Here is an 18,243-nt window from a genome sequence, read left to right as displayed (position 1 = left end):
CTCAATATTGCATTCTCTCGCGGCACTGCGTGCGGCGTGAAATCTCGTGCTCTTTTACCGCGTGGCGTAAACAGGTAACCCCTGTCTTTTTATCACCCGCGGTTCGTCCCGCAGGGTGATATCCACTTTCTCCGGGAGAACCGCATGTTCAACTGGAGAATGTCATGTCTATCGAACTGGTTTTACTGCGCAGTGTTGAATCCCTGGTCCAGAGAAGGATTGCCCGGGTCGAGCGTCGTCTCGTGCTGGTCAATCTGTCACCCGCCCTGCTCAGGGATATCGGGCTGGAAGGATATCAGGGTCAAATCGCCCTCGTTCGCGAGCGGGAGTATCAAACCGGCTTCCGCCTCGGGAATCGAATAACCTGATCGCGAGGGGGAGAATAAGATCCCCCTCGCTAGTGAAATGGCAGGCTGCATGCCTGCCATTTTTCCATCTTATGGTTGATTCCATGTTCACATGTTGGTGACTCAGTATTATCCTCTCTGCCCTCTTTGTAACAGCTGCGATTGTTTTCTCGCCTTGCGTCGTCAGGATCTGCAAGATTAGAGGTGGCAGCCCTATCTGTTTTACTCATCAGGACAAGACCTTATGCCGCTCTTTCGTCAGCTTTTTCTTCCTATTTTGCTGTTGTTTACGGGCATGTTGGCTGTTGCAGCTCCCCAACCGCAAGATGAGAGCACAAGTAACGAAATTACTGCACAAAAGGAGCTGCTGATCGGGGTTCCCCGTGGCGGCTATCTCCCTTTCATCTATCAACTCCCCAACCAGCGTTATGCCGGTCCGCTCAAGGAGCTGGCCTCGCGCATTGCAGCCGAAATGGGCGTGTCATTGCGTTATATCCCCTACAACTCCTACGTGGATGCCCAGATTGCTCTCCAAGACGGCCAGATTGATGCATTAATCGGGGTCGAACGTAATGCTCTTGAATTGAAGGGGATAAACCCTATTGGCAGTATCGGTTCTTATGCTCGCTCCATTTTAATGCATACCCCGGATCAGCGATTGACCCTGGAGCAGGCGCGCAAGTTACGCTGGGTCTGTATTCGCGGGTTTGGCAGTTGCAATGAGTTGGCTCGTTTGGGGATCTCTGATGTAACTGAGCTGGAGAGCCGCACTGAGGCGACCTATATGGTCAAGCTGGGCGCTGTCGATGCATATCTTGAGTTGGGGCCAATTGTTACCCTCAAGATGGAGAGAATGCCAGCGTCAATGGGGGTTGTCGCTCCTGGGTGGCTTTCTGGCAGCACGTTGACGATGGCGACCAGTTCCCTCCAGCCAGAGCTGAGTGAGAAGCTTTGGCAGGCATATCAACGGATACCCGTTGCAGACTCACGATTACGGTTGCATCAGGAAGATGAACGCGCCAACGCTGGTCTGTTGCTGGAACCAGATGAGGCTAGTTGGCTGAAGCAGAGAAACAAGGTCATCAAGTTCGCCGTTGCCCCCAGATTTGCCGGCATCAGTGAAATCGATGACGAAGGTGAATTGCATGGCTATACGGCAGACCTGATGAAGTTATTGAGTCTGCGCTCCGGGATCCGCTTTGAGCTGGCGTCGACAAATACCTGGCAGGAGTCACTTAAAATGCTGAAAGAGCACAAAGTGGACCTTATTCCCTTGATGACACCGCTCAAGGATCGTCAGTCCTTTGCCTCTTTTACCTCCTCCTATCTGAAGTTAGACAGCTATGTTGTAGCCAGACACGGTGCTCGCCCGCTGAAGTCGTTGGTCGAGCTGAAAGGGCGTCTGATTGGTGGTGTGACGGGCTCTTACGAAGCCTCTCTCATTCACGCGCTGGGCGCCAATATTATCGAAGGAGGCAAAGATGCCGATTTACTGACCTTGCTTGATACTGGGCGAGCCGAATATGTGCTGTTGACCATGACCAATCTGGGACAGCAGGCGATGAAGGGGTTCAATGATAAGTATCAGGTGGTGCTGAGCTCTCCCGAATTTTCCGTACCTATCAGTATGGCCGTCGATAATGCTCAGCCCGAGTTGCTCCGCATCATGGACAAGTTGCTGCTGACCATCACGGATGAGGAGTGGCAACTGCTGGAACGACGCTGGCTCAATGTGTCGGTCAATATCGAGTCTGATTACACCCTGATTTACAAGTGGTTGGCCATAGGGGGGGGCGCCTTGCTTGTCAGCGGTTTACTGGTGATGCTCTGGGCTCGCAGTTTGCGTCGCCAGATTGCGCAGCGGAAAATCGCAGAGGACAAGCTGAACGAACAGTTGCTGTTTGTGCAGACCTTGCTCAACTCACTTCCAACCATGGTGGCGCTACGTGATAGCGAGCAGCGGATCACCTTGTGCAATCAGGCCTATCGCGATGCTTTCCTCGGTGCTGGCAGTAGCAGTGAGGAGCTGCAAAGCATGCCCGAGGCACTCAGAAACAGTGTGTTGGAAGAAGAGCGCTGGGTGTGGCAGACCGGACAGGATCTGGAGGGGGCAGGGAGCAACCAGCGAGCTGATGGTACGCCCTGCCATGTTATCTATGCCAAACGTCCTTATCGCGATCCCGATGGCAATATGCTGGGGGTGTTGACAGTACTGACCGATGTCAGCCGGATCAAAGAGGCGGAGGAGCGCGCCCGTCAGGCTGAAAATCGCCTTACCCAGATTACCGACAGCATGCCTGGGGTGGTCTATCAGTATTTGTGGCAAGGACCCGGCAAGGGGCGGTTTTTGTATGCTTCTCAGGGGGCCAGCGAGATCCTCGGGGCTTCCCGGCAGGACCTGTTCAATGCCGAATCGGGTGGTGAGGTGTTCGGCTTTACCGAAGAGGCGCTCCAGGATTTTGTCAGCAAGGTGGCCAATCATGCCGAGACTCTGGCGCCCCTCGATCTGGAGGTCAAGGTGGAGCAACCTGATGGAGATCGCTATCTGCAAGTGCGTGGCAACTTTGTCAGACAGGAGCAGCAGGCACTGATCCTTAACGGGGTGATTCAGGACATCACTGCCCTCAAGCAACAGGAATATGAGCTGCGCGAAGCTCGCGCCTATGCCGAGCAGGCGATGCAGGCTCGCAGCCGCTTTTTGGCAACCATGAGCCATGAACTACGAACACCCATTTCAGGCATGCATGGCATGCTCGAATTGCTGCAAATGAGCGAGCTCAACGACGACCAGCGTTTTATGGTGCGCAATGTGGTTACCTCGACCAACAACCTGCTCTATCTGGTCAATGACATCCTCGATTTCTCCAAGATAGAAGCGGGTCAGTTGCAGTTGAATTACCAGAGCAGCCGGTTGCAAACGGTGATCTGCGATGCCATTCGTGGCCATGCGACACTGGCTCATAACAAGGGGCTCCACGTGGTGCTGGAGTGGGAGCACCATGTGCCGGATTGGGCCGACATCGATGGGGTGCGTATCGGTCAAGTCATCTCCAACCTGCTCAACAATGCGGTGAAGTTTACCGAACAAGGGGGGATTACTATCTGGGTCAGCTACCTGAGCGAGCAACTGACCATCAGTGTCAGTGACACCGGTATCGGGATCGCCGAAGAGAAGCAGGCGCTGCTGTTCACGCCTTTTGAGCAGGTGGAGTCAGATATCAACCGTCGTTTTGGTGGCACCGGACTGGGGTTGGCAATCTGTGAGCAGCTGGTATGCAAAATGGGGGGGGCACTGACACTGACCAGCAAGGCAGGAGAGGGCTCCTGTTTCCGCTTTACCGTACCGCTTACCAATCCGCAGTGGGATCCCCCTGCTCTGGCTGACACAGAATGGTGGTTTTTCAGCGATGACACCAATCTCGAAGCGGCCATGGTACGGCAGGGGGCCAAGCTCAGGTACTTGGGGGCCAATGAGCTCAGTCGCTCACTGGAAGGGTTGCTGTTGGCCGATCAACGGTGGCTTGAGCAAGCGCTTGGGGGGGAATGGCAAAGCTGGCTGCAACACTCTGCGCTGAAGGGGATCATAGCGTCACCCGATGAGGCGTTACGGGGTCGGATTGGTGAACAGAAATGGTGGCGCCTGGGTCTATCTCCTCTCTATCCGGATCTTCTGCTGGAGAGCTGCCACGAATTGCTACAGGAGCGGGTCACACCAATCCTCCCTGCGCTTGCAGAGAAGCTGGGTGGCAAAGTATTGGTGGCCGATGATCATCCGGTCAATCGTGCCTTGCTGGCACGGCAGTTAGCCATTCTTGGTATCGAGGCTCAGGTCGTGGAAGATGGCGAGAAGGCTCTGCGGGCCTGGCAGGGACAGCAATTCTCTCTGCTGTTGACTGATTGCCATATGCCGGTGATGGATGGTTATGCTCTGACCAAGGCGCTGCGGGCTGCGGGAGTGACGGCCCCCATCATAGGGGTAACGGCAGATACGTCGGAAGAGGCGAGTGCTCGTATGGTAGAGGCAGGCATGAGTGACATGTTACTGAAGCCCTACCCGCTGGATATCTTGCGCCAGATGCTGGCCCATTGGCTGGCAGAGAGGACGCCAACCAGAAGCGCGGTTGCGCCCGTTGATGGGGCTGCAGGCATGCAGGCTGAACGCTGGTTAGCGCTGTTTGGTGACGAGCTGACCGCGCGAGCCATGGCGGTGGAGTATCTCGATTCCAACCGGCAGGATGGCGAGGCCATGATGGCAGCGCTGATTTGTCATGATGCCAGCGCTTTGGTAGAGACTGCCCATCGGATCAAGGGGGCTGCCAGAATGGTCGGGTTGGAGGGGCTTGCCAGCCAGGCTGCCATGCTGGAATCGGCTGCGCGATTGAAGCGGCTCGACGAGCTCGACGATCTGGTCAGCACAGTGCAGAGGTTGATGACGGCGATTGCCCACGACATTGGATTATGGCTCGATGAAAAAAGCACAACATGAGTTGGTCATCATGGTCGTGGAAGACCATGGATTTCAGCGCAAGGCGCTGCTGCACCAGATCCGCAGCCTGGGTTACCAGAATCTGCTGGAAGCGGTTGATGGTGTCGAGGCGTTGGCGCTTAGCCAGCAACACAACGTCGATATCCTGTTTTGCGATCTGCGAATGCCCGGAATGGATGGTATGGCGCTGTTGCACCGCCTGTCGCTGGGTGGTTTTCAGGGCGGCATTATCCTCTCCAGCGCGCTTGAGGGGGATGTGGTGGAAGCCGTATTGCGTATGAGTACCGCTTATGGCTTGCAGGTGCTCGGTCGCATAGAGAAACCCTCAACGCCGCAGCAGCTCCAGCGGCTTATCCAGGCTTGGTCACCCCGGCAGGAACCAGTCAGAGAAGAAGAGGGGCACAGAATAGGACTCGATGAGTTGCGTCGGGCGATCGAACAAGATCAACTGCTGCCCTGGTATCAGCCCAAGGTGAGTTTTGCATCCGGCGAGTGGGTCGGGATGGAGGCGTTGGCCCGCTGGCAACACCCCGAGTTTGGCCTGATCCCGCCCGGGCGTTTTATTTCACTGGCGGAGCACAACGGGCTTATCGATCCGTTGACCGAGGTGATCATCAGCAAATCTCTGAGTGATGGTCATTTATGGGAGGAAACCGGGTTGTCACTCAATCTGTCGATGAACCTCTCCACCACCTCACTCATTGAAGGGGATCTTTGCAACTTATTGATTGATCAGTGCAAGCGCTGGAGTATCAATCCTGAGCTCATCACCCTCGAGGTGACTGAGAGCGCATTCGTGCAGGATCTGGGCAAGTCTCTGGAGGTGCTGACCCGGCTAAGGATGCATGGCTTTGGCCTCTCCATCGATGATTTTGGTACCGGCTACTCCTCGATGCAGCAGCTGGCACTGTTGCCGTTCACCGAACTCAAGCTGGATCGCTCTTTCGTCGATCACTGCCATGCCGATCCGTCACGTTTGGCTATCATCGAGTCCAGTATCGAGTTGGCCCGCAAGCTGGGGCTGAAGTCGGTGGCGGAAGGGGTAGAGGATGAGGCGACCTGGCGAGTGCTGGCTCAGCTCGGTTGTGACCTCTGTCAGGGATTTTTCTCTGCCCGCCCGATGCCGCGCAGTGAATTGGCTAATTGGCACCGGACTTGGCAAGATAGATTGCCTACACTGATATCTATCTGATTCTGTTGGCTGGATCCCTCCGTTTGAACAAGGATGTTCATGAAAATCTCAAGCAAGTTGCTGCTCAGCTTCGGTTTTATCAACCTGCTGATCCTGCTCTCCTCCACGCTGGTCTATTACCGGCTGACCCAGATCAATCAGGCCCAACACACCCTGCTGGAGCAGGCGCTGCCCGCCCTGCAGCGGGATGAAACGAGCCAGAAGGCGCTGGTTGCCACCGTTTCCGCCTTGCGTGGCTATCTTATCCTCGGCAAGGATCCGGCTCAGGCCTCCCGCCTCAAGCAGGAGTGGGAGTCGGCCTGGCAGGCCATTGCCCATCAGGCCTTCCGTCCGGCGCTCGCCAAGTCTCTCGAGACCTTCAAAAGCAATCAGGATAAGGTGTGGACCATAGCCCAGAGCGAAGAGAATCTGCCCGCTCACACTCTGATGCTGCAGGAGGCGGGGCCGTTAGCGGAGGCTGCGCTCGATCAGTTGCAATCCTTTGCCAATGAAGAAGTTGGCACTCCGCAGGATCAACTCTCCGGCGATCGTCGCATGCTGCTCAAACAGGTGGGGGATGCCTACAACAGCCTCGCCAACGCCCTCTCTGCCCTGCGGGATTTTCTTATCTCAGGTGACCCCGAATACCGCAGCAAGTATCAGGATTACTACCAGTTTCATCAGCAGCGTGTGGCTGAGGTTAAACAGCAAGCCGCGCTCTTTACCGACACCCAGCAGAGCCTCTGGCAACTGTTTGAAGAGATGGCGACCCCTTTCTCCGAGCTGGTGGGGCAGGTGATCGAGAAACGCCAGGCGCCGGATTGGGATCAGGCAAACTACCTGATGGCCACCGACATCGAGCCGATGCAGTCCAGCCTCAGCGAGCAGCTGGTCCAGCAGGTGGAGAAAACCCGTGCTGAGGTGGATCAGATTTCGGCGCAGATGACTGGAGCCGGGAGGGCCATCAACCAGACTCTGCTGTTGGCTACCGGCAGCGCCATCGTGCTTGGCATGGTGGTCGCATGGCTCTTTAGTCGCCGTCTGACCCGTGACATTGCCTGTCTGGTGACCCGGGCGGGGCAGGTTGCGGATGGTCGGCTGGCGGCCGAGCCCTTGCCAATCACAGGGCAGGATGAGTTGGGAGAATTGACTGGCTCCATCAACCGGATGTCTGCCCAGTTACATCATCTGGTCGGGGAGTTGCAGGGCGCAGTGGGGCAGGTCGAGGTGGCCTGTCTCGATGTGGGCAGCACCACCAGAGCCATAGTGGTGGATCTGACGGAGCAGGATCAGCGGGTCGATGCGGTGGCGGCGGCTATCGATCAGATGTCAGTGAGTGCTCGTGATGTGGCTGGCAACATTGCCGGTGTGGCGGATGGAGCCCATCAGGTGCGGCAGCAGACCCGTCAGGGAGAGGCCGCGCTGGCGCGAATGAGCGATACCATGCAGCAGATTGCCGCCATGATTGGACAGGCCAACGAAGCCATGGGGCTGTTGGAGCATCAAAGTGAACAGGTGGGGCAGATCACCGAGGTGATCGCCACCATTGCGGAGCAGACCAATCTGCTGGCACTCAATGCGGCGATAGAAGCGGCGCGGGCAGGCGAGCAGGGGCGCGGTTTTGCGGTGGTAGCCGATGAGGTACGCCAGCTGGCGACCCGCACCCATCAATCAACCGCCGAGATCAGCCAGACTATTGCGGCCATCTCCCAGCAGACTCGCCAGACGGTAAGTACCGTCAGCAGCGGTACCCGGTTGGTGGAGCAAGGGCGGGATGCTGTTGGATTGGTGACAGATACCCTGAGTGCCATGAACCAGCTGGTACAATCGCTGTCGGGCCAGCTGGAGGCCATTTCGGTGGCAACCGAGCAGCAGTCGCGGGTGGCCGCCGAGGTATCCGGGACGGTCGATGACATTGCTGCGCTCAGTCGGCAATCCTGTCAGCGCAGTCAGCAGGGGGAGGAGATCGTAGCCAGACTGGCTGGTGATACCGGCAAGCTGAAGGCGGTCATCGCCCGTTTTGATCTTGATGCGTGAGGTGGCGGGAGCATCCCGCCATTGCTATTGCCATTCACCGGGCCGTCTGGCCCGTGGGCTTAGTCCAGACGTCTGAAGGTGTGGTTGTCGAAGCTGCTGGTAGTCTCTCGGTTGAGCAGGCTGACCAGCAAAATCGCCCGTTTCTCTCCATCCGGCTCCATATAGATGGCTTCGAATCCAGCTAACGGCCCCTCTTCAATCAGCACCTTGTCGCCCGAGCAGGGCAGGCTGGCGTAGCTGGCTCTCGCCTCATCGCTGTCATCGCGGCTCATCAGCTGATAGACCAGCTTGCTGCTGATGGGGGTCCATTCACTGCCAAAGTGGATGATCCGGCTGATGCCGCGGGTCGATTTCAGGGTGACCGGTGTCACCTCTTCCAGATCGACAAAGATAAACAGGTAGTTGGGGAACATGGGTTCCCGTACCGGAACTCGCTTGCCCCGGCGCAGCTTCTCGATCTCCACCATGGGGTAATAGGATTCGATACCCTGGGCATCGAGGTGGGCGCGGGCGCGGGCCTCTTCTTTTGGCTTGCAGTAGGCCAGATACCATTTTTTCATGTTATGAGTATGTTCGTGTTGCCGTGCTCGCGGATATGATAGCGGCGCCAATAAAAAAGGCCACGCATTGCGTGGCCTTTTTTGCCGAGTGAGCAATTACCAACCTTTTACCAGGCCACCTTTGAACAGCTCGAGACCTTTCTTGTAAACATCATCGGTCTGGAAAGCTTGTACGAACTGTTTGACCTTCTCGTCATCCTTGTTGTTGTCGCGGGCGACGATCAGGTTGACGTACGGGGACTCTTTGTCTTCAACAAACAGGCCGTTCTCGGTCGGGGTCAGACCAATCTGGCCGGCGAAGGTGTTGTTGATGATGGCCAAGTCCACGTCTTCCAGCGAGCGCGGCAGTTGGGCTGCTTCCAGTTCCACAATCTTGAAGTTGCGCGGGTTGCTGGCGATATCCAGCACGGTGGCTTCCAGACCGGCGCCATCCTTCAGGGTGATCAGGCCCTGTTTGGCCAGCAGGATCAGGGAGCGGCCCAGGTTGGTCGGATCGTTCGGTACCGCGATCTGGGCGCCATCTTGCAGCTCGCTCAGCGCCTTGATCTTCTTGGAGTAACCGGCAATCGGGTAGACGAAGGTGTTGCCAACCGGCACCAGCTTGAAGCCGCGATCACGCACCTGCGCATCCAGATAGGGTTTGTGCTGGAAAGCGTTGACGTCGATGCTCCCATCGTTAAGCGCCACGTTCGGGGTGACGTAGTCGGAGAAGTTGACCACCTCGACTGTCAGACCGTATTTCTCTTTGGCGACCTTGGCAGCCACTTCAACCAGTTCGGTCTCGGGGCCGGCAATAGCGCCCACTTTCAGAACCTTGCTCTCTTCTTTTTGACCGCAACCGGCCAGAACCAGACCAGCCAGCAGGGCAGCCGCAACGGATTTGATGCCAAATTTCATAAAACCTCCTGTCAGAAATCGACGATTAACGATGATCACATTTGTTGACCAGGCGCTCACCCGCGCTCTGGATAAGTTGAACCAGTACTACCAGGATAACCACGGTCACCAGCATGACGGTCGGGTCAAAGCGCTGATAACCATAACGAATACCCACATCCCCCAGACCGCCGCCACCGATGGCCCCGGCCATGGCCGAGTAGTTCACCAGAGTGACGAGGGTAATGGTGACGCTGTTGAGGATGCCGGGCAGGGCCTCGGGCAGCAGCACCTTGGTGATGATTTGCAACGGCTTGGCGCCCATTGCCTTGGCCGCTTCCAGCAGGCCGTCCGGCACTTCCATCAGGGCCCCTTCCACCAGACGGGCGATGAAGGGGATGCAACCGACAGTCAGCGGCACGATGGCAGCGATGGTGCCGATACTGGTGCCGACAATCAGCCGGGTTAGCGGAATGATGGCGACCAGCAGGATGATAAAGGGCACCGAGCGACCCACGTTGACCACCATACCCAGAGTACGGTTGAGCAAGGGGTTGGCCAGGATCTGGCCCGCCTTGGTCACATGCAGTGCCACGCCGAGCGGCAGACCCAGCAGGCAGCCGAACAGGGCGGAGGCAAACACCATGATCAGGGTGTCGCCCAGGGCCGTGATGAGCAGATTAATCATGGCTTCGGACATAACCCATTACCTCCAGCTGAATGTGGTTGTCGATAAGGAACTGCTGGGTGGCCTCGCATTGGGCTTCATCCCCGAACAGCTCGGCCAGCAGGAAACCGAATTTGACGCCACCGGCGTATTCGATGTCTGCGCTCAGAATGCTGATGTCGATATTGAAACGGCGGCTCGCCTCGGAGATCAGCGGCGTATCGACCGTGCTGCCGGTAAAGCCAAGCTTCACCAGCGGGTAGCTGCCCGGCACCCGCTCGCTGCTCATCCGATCCTGATACTCCTGCGGTACCTCCAGATGGATGGTGGAGTGGATGAAGTCACGGGCCAGCTGGGTCTTGGCGTTGCTGAAGAACCAGGCCACTTCGCCCTGTTCGATCAGACGGCCGTCGCTGATGATGGCCACTTCGTCACAGATCCCTTTCACCACATCCATCTCGTGGGTGATGAGCAGGATGGTGAGCCCCAGCTTGACGTTGATCTCCTTGAGCAGGGTCAGGATCGAGCGGGTGGTCTGCGGGTCGAGAGCAGAGGTGGCCTCGTCACACAGCAGTACCTTGGGGGCCGGTGCCAGTGCGCGGGCAATGGCGACGCGCTGTTTCTGACCGCCGGAAAGCTCGGACGGATAGGCATGGGCACGGGCTTCCAGCCCGACCAGCGCCAGCAGCTCGGCAACCCGTTGCTGGATCTTCTCTTTGCTCCAGCCTGCCAGCTCCAGCGGAAAGGCGATGTTGGCAAACACGGTACGGGAGGCAAGCAGGTTGAAGTGCTGGAAAATCATCCCGATCTGGCGGCGAGCCTGGGTCAGATCCCGTTCGCTCAGGGCGACCAGATCCTGGCCATCAACGATGACTTGACCCTCTGTCGGGCGCTCCAGCAGGTTGACACAACGAATGAGGGTACTCTTGCCGGCACCGGAGGCACCGATCACCCCGAAAATTTTGCCTTGGGGTACATGCAGACTCACATCACGCAGGGCGTGCACGGCGTCACTGCCTGTACCGTAGACTTTGTTGAGACCGATCAACTTAATCATGGATTCTTCCGTGCTAACAGCCTTAAAGCACAGGGCGCTACAGGCGGGGAAATTGGGCAGAGGTTCCACTGGGTTACTCTGTCATCATGGAGGATGATGCTAAGATGTCTGGATGGCCATGTCAACGCATGTTTTTACGTCTAGACGTCTAAAAAAGTGATAAGGATTTCTGTCAGGCGGATAACGATCAGGATGGTATTGTTGCTCTTCCAGATCCTGTTTCGTCCCTGCGACAGATAACCGAATTAAAGATGGTTTATACACGGTAAATGCTGGTTTTATTAGTGTGTCAGCCCGTTTCTGTTCACATCTGCTGTCGAGCTTAATGCTCCTCCATCGTTACACAAATTGCTGCACAAATCGTTCCCTATTCTCGACCGGATCACCTGATCGCCACTTTGTCGGTGTCAACCTTGATGCAGCGCAAGGGGGGCTCGGATAGGGATTGGGTCGGTGGCGCCGGTTTTTTATACTGATGATGTCGACAAGCATGGAGGGCTGTGCGATGAGATTCCAACAGATCAAAGAGTTGCTGCACTATCTTGAACAGGTTCACCATCAGCTCGGGCTCTGTTACGGGCGTTTGACCAGTCAGGTGGACAGCGAACGCAGCCGGATGTTGCTGGTCTATCTGCAAGGGCGTGAGGATGCGGCCAGTGCCCATCTGCACGAATATGCTGCTCAGCTGGGAGAGGCGGTCAGGGAGACCTGGCTGAACCAGAGTTTCAGTGAGGATATGCTGCCTGCCATTACCCGCTTCGAGCTGCTGGCATCAGTCCAGACTCAGGATATCGTCACTCAGGTATGCCGCTGGGAAGAGCAGCTGGTGGGCGAGCTGAGTCATCTGGCCCGGGAGTGCCCGACACCGGCCACCACCGCTTTGCTCGAGAATCTGGCCGGGCTGGAGCAGACCCGCCTGACTCGGCTGGTGCACGGGGTGCATCGATTCGACGACATGTAACGGGTGATAAGCTCCAAACACGCAAGATGGCCGCAAAACAAAAGGGCCCGGCAGCAGTGCCGAGCCCTTTCCATTGGTATCTGCTGACTTGCAGTGAGCGTCGGTTAGCCCTGCTGCTCGGCCGCGTAGAGGGCGGCCCCGATAATGCCCGCCTGATTGAGGCTGGCCGCCGGAATAAGCGGCGCCCGGGTCTCGATGCGATCGACAAACTTATCCAGCTTGGCTGCGCTGCCGCCCCCCAGAATGAAGAGGTCGGGGGAGAAGAGAAACTCGAGGCGCGCCAGATACTTGTTGAAACGCTTGCCCCAGCGGTTCCAGGAGAGATCTTCCCGTTTGCGCGCCGCATCGGAGCAGTAGTGCTCGGCGACCATTCCTTCCAGCATCAGATGGCCCAGCTCGGTGTTGGGCAGCAGATGGCCGTTGACGAAGATGGCGGTGCCGATACCGGTACCGACCGTGATGAGGATGATGACCCCCTTGCGATCCTTGCCGGCCCCAAAGCGCATCTCGGCCAGACCGGCGGCATCGGCATCATTCAGCACATAGCAGGGCTTGCCGGTGACATCGGCAAACAGATGCTCGGCATCGGTTTCGATCCAGCTCTTGTCGATGTTGGCGGCACTCTTGGCAATTCCGTTGTGGATGGTGGCGGGAAAACCGCAGCCCACCGGCCCTTTCCAGTCGAAGTGTTCGACCAGCGCCTTGAGGGTATGGGCGATGGCGGCCGGGGTGGCCGGTTGCGGTGTGGCAATGCGATGGCGCTCGCCAATCAATTCGCCGGTTTTGGTATCGACCAGACAGCCCTTGATCCCTGAGCCTCCAATATCCACTCCCAACATATGCATCTGTGTTGTCCTTGTTGTGTGCCGACCAGTTTGCAGTGACCACGCTGTTATGGGCACTGCAGGTCGGCAGAGCATGAAAAAAGTGCTGCAATCCGGCAAGGGGCAGATCACTTATGCGTGATCCGACAGACCTTTTTCGATGCAGCGGATCAGCAAACGGGTCTTCTTGTTCTCTTCATCCTGACGCCGGGCAAGGGTGGTTAGCGCCCATTCGATATGTTCGGCCACCATGGGCTCGGCGGTGGTCAGCCCCAGTTGCAGGGCGGCGATCACCTCGGGGGTCGCCGGGCCATTGCCAAGGGCGACCGCCAGATTGCGGCGCCAGCGTTGATAGCCGATGCGGCGGATCGGGCTTCCCTCGGTCTGTTTGAGGAAATCGCTCTCGCTCCAGCACCACAGCGCCAGCAGGGGCGGGCGGTGCAGGCTTGGGCGAGGACTAAAATCGGGCTCCGGGCTGGCATCGGCGTAGCGGTTCCAGGGGCAGATGAGCTGGCAGTCGTCGCAGCCGTAGATGCGGTTGCCCATCAGGGGCCTGAACTCTTCCGGAATAGGGCCGTCGTTCTCGATGGTGAGATAGGAGATGCAGCGGCGGCCATCTACTACATAGGGGGCGACAATGGCGCCGGTCGGGCAGATGTTGATGCAGGCGACACACTTGCCGCACTGCTCCTTCTCCACTGGCTGGTCGAGCGGCAGCGGCAGGTTGAGCAACAGCTCACCGAGAAAGAAGAAGGAGCCGGCCGATTCGTTGAGCAGCAGTGAGTGTTTGCCAACCCAGCCTAGGCCCGCCTTGGCTGCCAGTGGCCGCTCGAGGATGGGGGCGGAGTCGACGAAGGGGCGCCACTCACCCAAGGTCTCTTCAGTGCCTTGAAACAGCTCGGCGCAGCGCGCTTCGATGCGATCACCCAGCTGTTTGAGCCGGTTGCGCAGCACCTTGTGGTAGTCACGGCCGAGGGCATAGCGGCTGATATAGCCGAGAGTTGGATCGCGCAGGGTAGCGGCGAAGCCCGCTTCGAACGGCAGGTAGTTCATCCGCACCGACAACACCCGCACCGTGCCCGGCAGCAGTTCGTGGGGGCGCGCCCGCATCATGCCGTGGCGCGCCATGTAATCCATGCTGCCGTGATAGCCCGCATCCAGCCAGGCCTGCAATCTCGGCTCTTCGATACGCAGATCGGTGTCGGTGATGCCCGCCTGGTCAAATCCTAGCTCCCGTGCCCAGAGCTTGATATCGTGGGCCAGCTGGTGGAAGTCAGGTGCGCTCATGCAGCTTGGCCTGGCCGGTGTTTGCTGGCGTGGGTCGATTGATAAGAGGCGGGAGCCGTCATGGTAGAGATCATCAGGGGCGCGTTGGGCACAAAAGAGGCGGGCAGTTTACCACAGGGGCTGTGGCAGACTGAACAGATCCGCGCACTGGAGCGCAACTGGGCTGCGCGTGAGGGGCAACCTCTCTATGCCCTGATGGAGCGAGCCGGTGCCGCGCTGCGCACCTATGCCACCCTGCATTGGCCCGACAGTCGCTGCTGGTGGATTTTCGTCGGCCCCGGTAATAACGGCGGTGATGGTTATGTGCTGGCCCGCCTTGCCCGCCAGATTGGCATCGAGGTGGTGGTGATTGCCGCCAGAGCACCCGACCAGCTGAAGGGGGATGCCAGACGGGCTGCCGATGAGTGGCTGGCGGCCGGTGGTCGGGTCTGGCTGGCCGAGCAGTTTGATGATACCCAACACTCCGCCCCGGATCTGGTGGTCGATGCCCTGTTTGGCACCGGCGTCAACACGCCCCTCTCGCCACTACTGACAAAGGTCGTCGCAACAATCAATGGCTTGGCTGTGCCCGTGCTGGCGGTGGATCTCCCCTCCGGCCTCAACGGCGATACCGGCCGTGCCATGGGGGCCGTGGTGCAGGCCACTCGCACTCTCACCTTTATCGGTATCAAGCAGGGGATGCTCACCGGCGATGGGGTGGATTGTGTCGGCCAGCTCGACTGTGATCCCCTTGGCGTCACGCCTGATGACACTATGTTGCCCGCCGCCTGGCGTATCGATTATCCGCAGCTGAGCACACAGCTGACCCCGCGCCCGCGCGCTTCCCACAAGGGCTCTTATGGCAAGGTGCTGCTGGTGGGGGGCAATCGCGGCATGCAGGGGGCCATCGTGCTGGCGGCCCGCGCCTGCCTGCGGGCGGGGGCCGGGCTGGTGCGGGTGTGTCAGCATCCGGAACATCCGCCGGTCAGCCTCTATCAACCCGAACTGATGAGTCTCACTACCGCAGATGACGAGGGGTGGGCGTCGGTGCGGGTCATCGGCCCCGGGCTCGGTCAGGATGAGTGGGGAAGCGCGCAAATCACCCGTTATCTCACCGGTCGGTTGCCACTGGTTTTGGACGCCGATGGATTGAATTGGCTGGCGCAATCTCCCCGCCATCAGGATAATTGGGTGCTCACGCCCCATCCCGGCGAAGCGGCGCGCCTGCTGGGATGCACCATTGCCGAGATTGAAACCGACCGGTTTGCCGCCGTGCAGGCGCTGCAGCGGCGTTATGGCGGTGTGGTGTTGTTAAAAGGGGCGGGAACACTTATTTATGACGGCGAGCGGGTCGCTCTCTGTTGTGAAGGCAATCCCGGCATGGCAAGTGGCGGCATGGGTGATCTGTTATCTGGTATAATCGCCGCCCTTTTGGCCCAGGACTGGTCTGCCACTATGGCAAGCTGGCTGGGCGCCGTGATCCATGGCGAGGCTGCAGATCAGGCCGCCGCCGACGGCGAGCGGGGCATGCTGGCGTCAGATCTGCTGCCGCTGATCCGCAAACTGGTTAATCCCGACACCATTACAAGTTAAAAAGAAGAACATGGCAAAACAGTTGATGATGACACTGCCGGACGAGGCAGCAACCGTGGCACTGGGTGGCCGTCTGGCACAGGCCTGCCAGCAGGCGACCACAGTGTTTTTGCATGGCACGCTTGGCGCCGGTAAAACCACCCTGACCCGCGGCTGGGTGCAGGGACTTGGCCATCAGGGCAAGGTAAAAAGCCCGACTTACACTCTGGTCGAGCCCTACGAGCTCGATGGCTGGCAGGTCTACCATTTTGATCTCTATCGCCTGACTGATCCGGAAGAGCTGGAATTCATGGGCATTCGGGACTATTTTGCCGCCAACACACTCTGTCTGGTGGAGTGGTCCGAGAAGGGCGAGGGCTGGTTACCGGCTCCCGACCTGGAAATTACCCTCACTTATGTAGGCGAGCAGCGCGAGGTTCTGATAGAGGCTCGCTCTGCTATTGGCGAAGCCATTCTGGAACGGTTGTCATCTACGTGCGCTTGATCCTTGTTATTGCTCTCTCCTTGATGGCGTTACCCTCTTGGGCGAATCAGCTCAAGAGCGTACGAATCTGGCCATCACCGGATAACACCCGGGTGGTGCTCGATATGAGCAGCGCTCCCAATTTCAACTACTTCACCCTCACCGGCCCGGATCGGCTGGTGATCGATCTGAAAGGGGCGAGCAACGCCGCCAATCTGGCCCGGATCGAGAACAACAGCGAACTGGTGCGCAAGATCCGCCAGAGCACTCCGCTGGAGAAGGGCGGTCTGCGGCTGGTGATGGATCTCAGCTCCGCCATCAAGCCGGTGGTCTTTCCGCTGGCGCCAGCCGGGCCCTATGGCCACCGTCTGGTCATCGACCTCCCTTATGAAGAGAAGCGCTCGGCGGCAGCAGTGCAATCCACGCCTGTCGGTGGCAAGGGCAAAGGGGTGGTGATTGCCATCGACCCGGGCCACGGCGGGGAAGACCCGGGCTCCATCGGCCCGCGCCGTACCTATGAAAAACGGGTGACGCTGGCGGTCTCCCAGAAGCTGGCGGCACTGATCGACCGCGAGCCGGGGATGCGCGCCGTGATGACCCGTCGTGGCGACTACTTCGTCGACCTCAACAAGCGCTCCGAGATTGCCCGCAAGGCGAAGGCGGATCTGCTGGTCTCTATCCATGCAGACAGTTTTCATAACTCGACCCCGCGCGGCGCCTCGGTCTGGGTCCTCTCGACCAACCGTGCCAACCGCGAGATGGGCAGCTGGCTGGAGAAGCAGGAGAAGCAGGGCGAGCTGCTGGGCGGTGTCGGCAAGGTGTTGGCGGAATCTGATCCCAACCCCTATCTGGCGCAGACCTTCCTCGACCTCTCCATGGACAAGTCCCGTGCCGAAGGGTATGACGTCAGCCGCCAGATCCTGCGTTCCATGGGCAAGGTTGCCCGACTGCACAAGAAGGCGCCGGAGCATGCCAGTCTGGCGGTGCTGAAGGCGCCGGATATTCCCTCGGTGCTGGTGGAGACCGGTTTTATCTCCAACCATGCGGAAGAGAAGCTGCTGGCCACCGCCAGCTATCAGGACCAGCTCGCCCGCGCCATCTTCGAGGGGATCCGCAACTACTACCGCGCCCACCCGACCAAGGGGGCCATGCTGACCGGCAAGGGGCAGGTGAGCCAACCTGCTGCGACCACTCGCCCTGCACCGGTAGCCCGGCAGCCGGTGAGCCAGCCTAGGCAGGCACAGTCCCAGCCGGTAGTGACCAACAAGATGCCCGCTACTGCCCGCGACAGCGGCACGGCGAGCGGCTCTGGTGCCGGAGTGATCAAGCCTTACTCGGCGGCAGCGCAAGAGAGCGGTGCACCGGTCAGCAGTGTGGGGGACTATGACAAATCGCGGATGCTCCGCCATGTGGTCAAACGGGGTGAGAGCCTCTCCCGCCTTGCCGAGAAGCATGGAGTGAGTCAGTCCACTCTGGTGGAGATCAACCAGCTGCGCAGCCGGGATATTCAGATTGGTCAGACCATCTATATTCCCCAGCAGGGGCAGAGCCGCGCTGCTGCTCCCGTTCGCAGTGACGACAAGTCGCAGATGATCCGCCATGTGGTCAAGCGGGGCGAGAGTCTCTCCCGCCTTGCCGAGAAACATGGGCTGAGTCAGGCTCGGCTGGTAGAGATCAACAAGCTCAAGTCGCGGAATATTCAGGTAGGGCAGGTGCTCTACATTCCGCAAAACTGACGCGCGGGAGCGGGTGATGCCGCTCCCGCTGTTAGCGAATACCATCAGCAAGATTGAAATTCAGGAGTCAGCGATGCCGATCCGTATATTGCCCCCTATCCTTGCCAACCAGATTCCGGTTGGTGGAGAGGTGGTGGAGCGGCCCTCCTGGAGCCTTAAGAGACTGACCATCCGCAAGATAGAAATTCAGGAGTAAATG

General features: G+C 58.6%; 15 protein-coding genes. 9 read left to right on the top strand and 6 right to left on the bottom strand.

Annotated features, from left to right (window positions below):
* Positions 1-164: 164 nt before the first annotated feature.
* From L972_RS04845 to L972_RS04830, 4 genes are all read left to right on the top strand, one after another.
* Entirely contained in the window at positions 165-368 is a 204-nt protein-coding gene (locus L972_RS04845) for a hypothetical protein (RefSeq protein WP_047436174.1), read from the top strand.
* Positions 369-591: 223 nt separating this feature from the next.
* Positions 592-4,833, top strand: coding sequence for an ATP-binding protein (locus tag L972_RS04840; protein ID WP_047436172.1), 4,242 nt, complete (start codon positions 592-594; stop codon positions 4,831-4,833).
* Positions 4,814-6,025 (top strand): EAL domain-containing response regulator, encoded by a 1,212-nt coding sequence (locus L972_RS04835; RefSeq protein ID WP_047436168.1) that lies wholly within the window; start codon positions 4,814-4,816, stop codon positions 6,023-6,025. Before L972_RS04840 ends, L972_RS04835 begins: the two co-directional genes overlap by 20 nt.
* A 39-nt stretch (positions 6,026-6,064) precedes the next feature.
* Positions 6,065-8,041, top strand: a complete 1,977-nt coding sequence (locus tag L972_RS04830; protein ID WP_047436165.1) for a HAMP domain-containing methyl-accepting chemotaxis protein — start codon at positions 6,065-6,067, stop codon at positions 8,039-8,041.
* Between the two features lie 59 nt (positions 8,042-8,100).
* Here the strand turns inward: L972_RS04830 and rfaH are convergent, their stop codons facing one another.
* The 4 genes from rfaH to metN all read right to left on the bottom strand — a co-directional run bounded on the left by rfaH (position 8,101) and on the right by metN (position 11,201).
* Positions 8,101-8,601: a transcription/translation regulatory transformer protein RfaH gene (gene rfaH, locus L972_RS04825; RefSeq protein ID WP_005339074.1), complete on the bottom strand. Its 501-nt coding sequence runs from the start codon at positions 8,599-8,601 to the stop codon at positions 8,101-8,103.
* Positions 8,602-8,697: 96 nt separating this feature from the next.
* The gene (gene metQ, locus L972_RS04820; protein WP_005339072.1) at positions 8,698-9,498 is read right to left on the bottom strand and encodes a methionine ABC transporter substrate-binding lipoprotein MetQ; all 801 of its coding nucleotides are present in this window, start codon (positions 9,496-9,498) and stop codon (positions 8,698-8,700) included.
* A 25-nt stretch (positions 9,499-9,523) separates the two neighbouring features.
* Positions 9,524-10,177 (bottom strand): methionine ABC transporter permease, encoded by a 654-nt coding sequence (locus L972_RS04815; RefSeq protein WP_005339070.1) that lies wholly within the window; start codon positions 10,175-10,177, stop codon positions 9,524-9,526.
* Complete coding sequence (metN, locus tag L972_RS04810; RefSeq protein WP_042080560.1) at positions 10,158-11,201, bottom strand: methionine ABC transporter ATP-binding protein MetN; 1,044 nt, start codon at positions 11,199-11,201, stop codon at positions 10,158-10,160. Before metN ends, L972_RS04815 begins: the two co-directional genes overlap by 20 nt.
* A 505-nt stretch (positions 11,202-11,706) precedes the next feature.
* Between metN and L972_RS04805 the strand changes: the two genes are divergently transcribed.
* Positions 11,707-12,162 (top strand): hypothetical protein, encoded by a 456-nt coding sequence (locus L972_RS04805; RefSeq protein ID WP_047436160.1) that lies wholly within the window; start codon positions 11,707-11,709, stop codon positions 12,160-12,162.
* 104 nt (positions 12,163-12,266) lie between these two features.
* Here the strand turns inward: L972_RS04805 and ppgK are convergent, their stop codons facing one another.
* Together ppgK and queG are read right to left on the bottom strand one after the other, a co-directional pair.
* A complete protein-coding gene (gene ppgK, locus L972_RS04800) occupies positions 12,267-13,007 on the bottom strand; it encodes a polyphosphate--glucose phosphotransferase (protein WP_005349265.1) in 741 nt (246 codons plus the stop codon).
* Between the two features lie 111 nt (positions 13,008-13,118).
* Positions 13,119-14,273: a tRNA epoxyqueuosine(34) reductase QueG gene (gene queG, locus L972_RS04795; protein ID WP_047436159.1), complete on the bottom strand. Its 1,155-nt coding sequence runs from the start codon at positions 14,271-14,273 to the stop codon at positions 13,119-13,121.
* Between the two features lie 60 nt (positions 14,274-14,333).
* Here queG and L972_RS04790 point away from each other — a divergent pair, with 60 nt between their 5' ends.
* Genes L972_RS04790 through L972_RS04775 form a run of 4 tightly spaced genes read left to right on the top strand, consistent with a single transcriptional unit; the run spans position 14,334 to position 18,240 of the window.
* Positions 14,334-15,845 carry a bifunctional ADP-dependent NAD(P)H-hydrate dehydratase/NAD(P)H-hydrate epimerase gene (locus L972_RS04790; protein ID WP_047436156.1) on the top strand — a complete coding sequence of 504 codons (1,512 nt, stop codon included), beginning with the start codon at positions 14,334-14,336 and terminating at the stop codon, positions 15,843-15,845.
* 10 nt (positions 15,846-15,855) lie between these two features.
* Positions 15,856-16,329 carry a tRNA (adenosine(37)-N6)-threonylcarbamoyltransferase complex ATPase subunit type 1 TsaE gene (gene tsaE / locus L972_RS04785; RefSeq protein WP_047436153.1) on the top strand — a complete coding sequence of 158 codons (474 nt, stop codon included), beginning with the start codon at positions 15,856-15,858 and terminating at the stop codon, positions 16,327-16,329.
* A 23-nt stretch (positions 16,330-16,352) separates the two neighbouring features.
* A complete protein-coding gene (locus L972_RS04780) occupies positions 16,353-18,044 on the top strand; it encodes an N-acetylmuramoyl-L-alanine amidase (RefSeq protein WP_047436275.1) in 1,692 nt (563 codons plus the stop codon).
* Positions 18,045-18,060: 16 nt separating this feature from the next.
* Positions 18,061-18,240, top strand: a complete 180-nt coding sequence (locus L972_RS04775; protein ID WP_047436150.1) for a hypothetical protein — start codon at positions 18,061-18,063, stop codon at positions 18,238-18,240.
* The last annotated feature ends 3 nt before the right edge of the window (positions 18,241-18,243 follow it).

This window comes from Aeromonas sp. ZOR0001, assembly GCF_000801015.1.
In the GTDB taxonomy this organism is placed as follows: domain Bacteria; phylum Pseudomonadota; class Gammaproteobacteria; order Enterobacterales; family Aeromonadaceae; genus Aeromonas; species Aeromonas veronii.
This window is presented reverse-complemented; position numbering and strand designations above follow the sequence as displayed.

What these genes read in the sequence shown, in the direction of transcription:
- L972_RS04845 (WP_047436174.1), top strand. Translation starts at nt 165, where the DNA reads ATGTCTATCGAACTGGTTTTACTGCGCAGTGTTGAATCCCTGGTCCAG.
- L972_RS04840 (WP_047436172.1), top strand. Translation starts at nt 592, where the DNA reads ATGCCGCTCTTTCGTCAGCTTTTTCTTCCTATTTTGCTGTTGTTTACG.
- L972_RS04835 (WP_047436168.1), top strand. Translation starts at nt 4,814, where the DNA reads ATGAAAAAAGCACAACATGAGTTGGTCATCATGGTCGTGGAAGACCAT.
- L972_RS04830 (WP_047436165.1), top strand. Translation starts at nt 6,065, where the DNA reads ATGAAAATCTCAAGCAAGTTGCTGCTCAGCTTCGGTTTTATCAACCTG.
- rfaH (WP_005339074.1), bottom strand. Translation starts at nt 8,601, where the DNA reads ATGAAAAAATGGTATCTGGCCTACTGCAAGCCAAAAGAAGAGGCCCGC.
- metQ (WP_005339072.1), bottom strand. Translation starts at nt 9,498, where the DNA reads ATGAAATTTGGCATCAAATCCGTTGCGGCTGCCCTGCTGGCTGGTCTG.
- L972_RS04815 (WP_005339070.1), bottom strand. Translation starts at nt 10,177, where the DNA reads ATGTCCGAAGCCATGATTAATCTGCTCATCACGGCCCTGGGCGACACC.
- metN (WP_042080560.1), bottom strand. Translation starts at nt 11,201, where the DNA reads ATGATTAAGTTGATCGGTCTCAACAAAGTCTACGGTACAGGCAGTGAC.
- L972_RS04805 (WP_047436160.1), top strand. Translation starts at nt 11,707, where the DNA reads ATGAGATTCCAACAGATCAAAGAGTTGCTGCACTATCTTGAACAGGTT.
- ppgK (WP_005349265.1), bottom strand. Translation starts at nt 13,007, where the DNA reads ATGCATATGTTGGGAGTGGATATTGGAGGCTCAGGGATCAAGGGCTGT.
- queG (WP_047436159.1), bottom strand. Translation starts at nt 14,273, where the DNA reads ATGAGCGCACCTGACTTCCACCAGCTGGCCCACGATATCAAGCTCTGG.
- L972_RS04790 (WP_047436156.1), top strand. Translation starts at nt 14,334, where the DNA reads ATGGTAGAGATCATCAGGGGCGCGTTGGGCACAAAAGAGGCGGGCAGT.
- tsaE (WP_047436153.1), top strand. Translation starts at nt 15,856, where the DNA reads ATGGCAAAACAGTTGATGATGACACTGCCGGACGAGGCAGCAACCGTG.
- L972_RS04780 (WP_047436275.1), top strand. Translation starts at nt 16,353, where the DNA reads ATGGCGTTACCCTCTTGGGCGAATCAGCTCAAGAGCGTACGAATCTGG.
- L972_RS04775 (WP_047436150.1), top strand. Translation starts at nt 18,061, where the DNA reads ATGCCGCTCCCGCTGTTAGCGAATACCATCAGCAAGATTGAAATTCAG.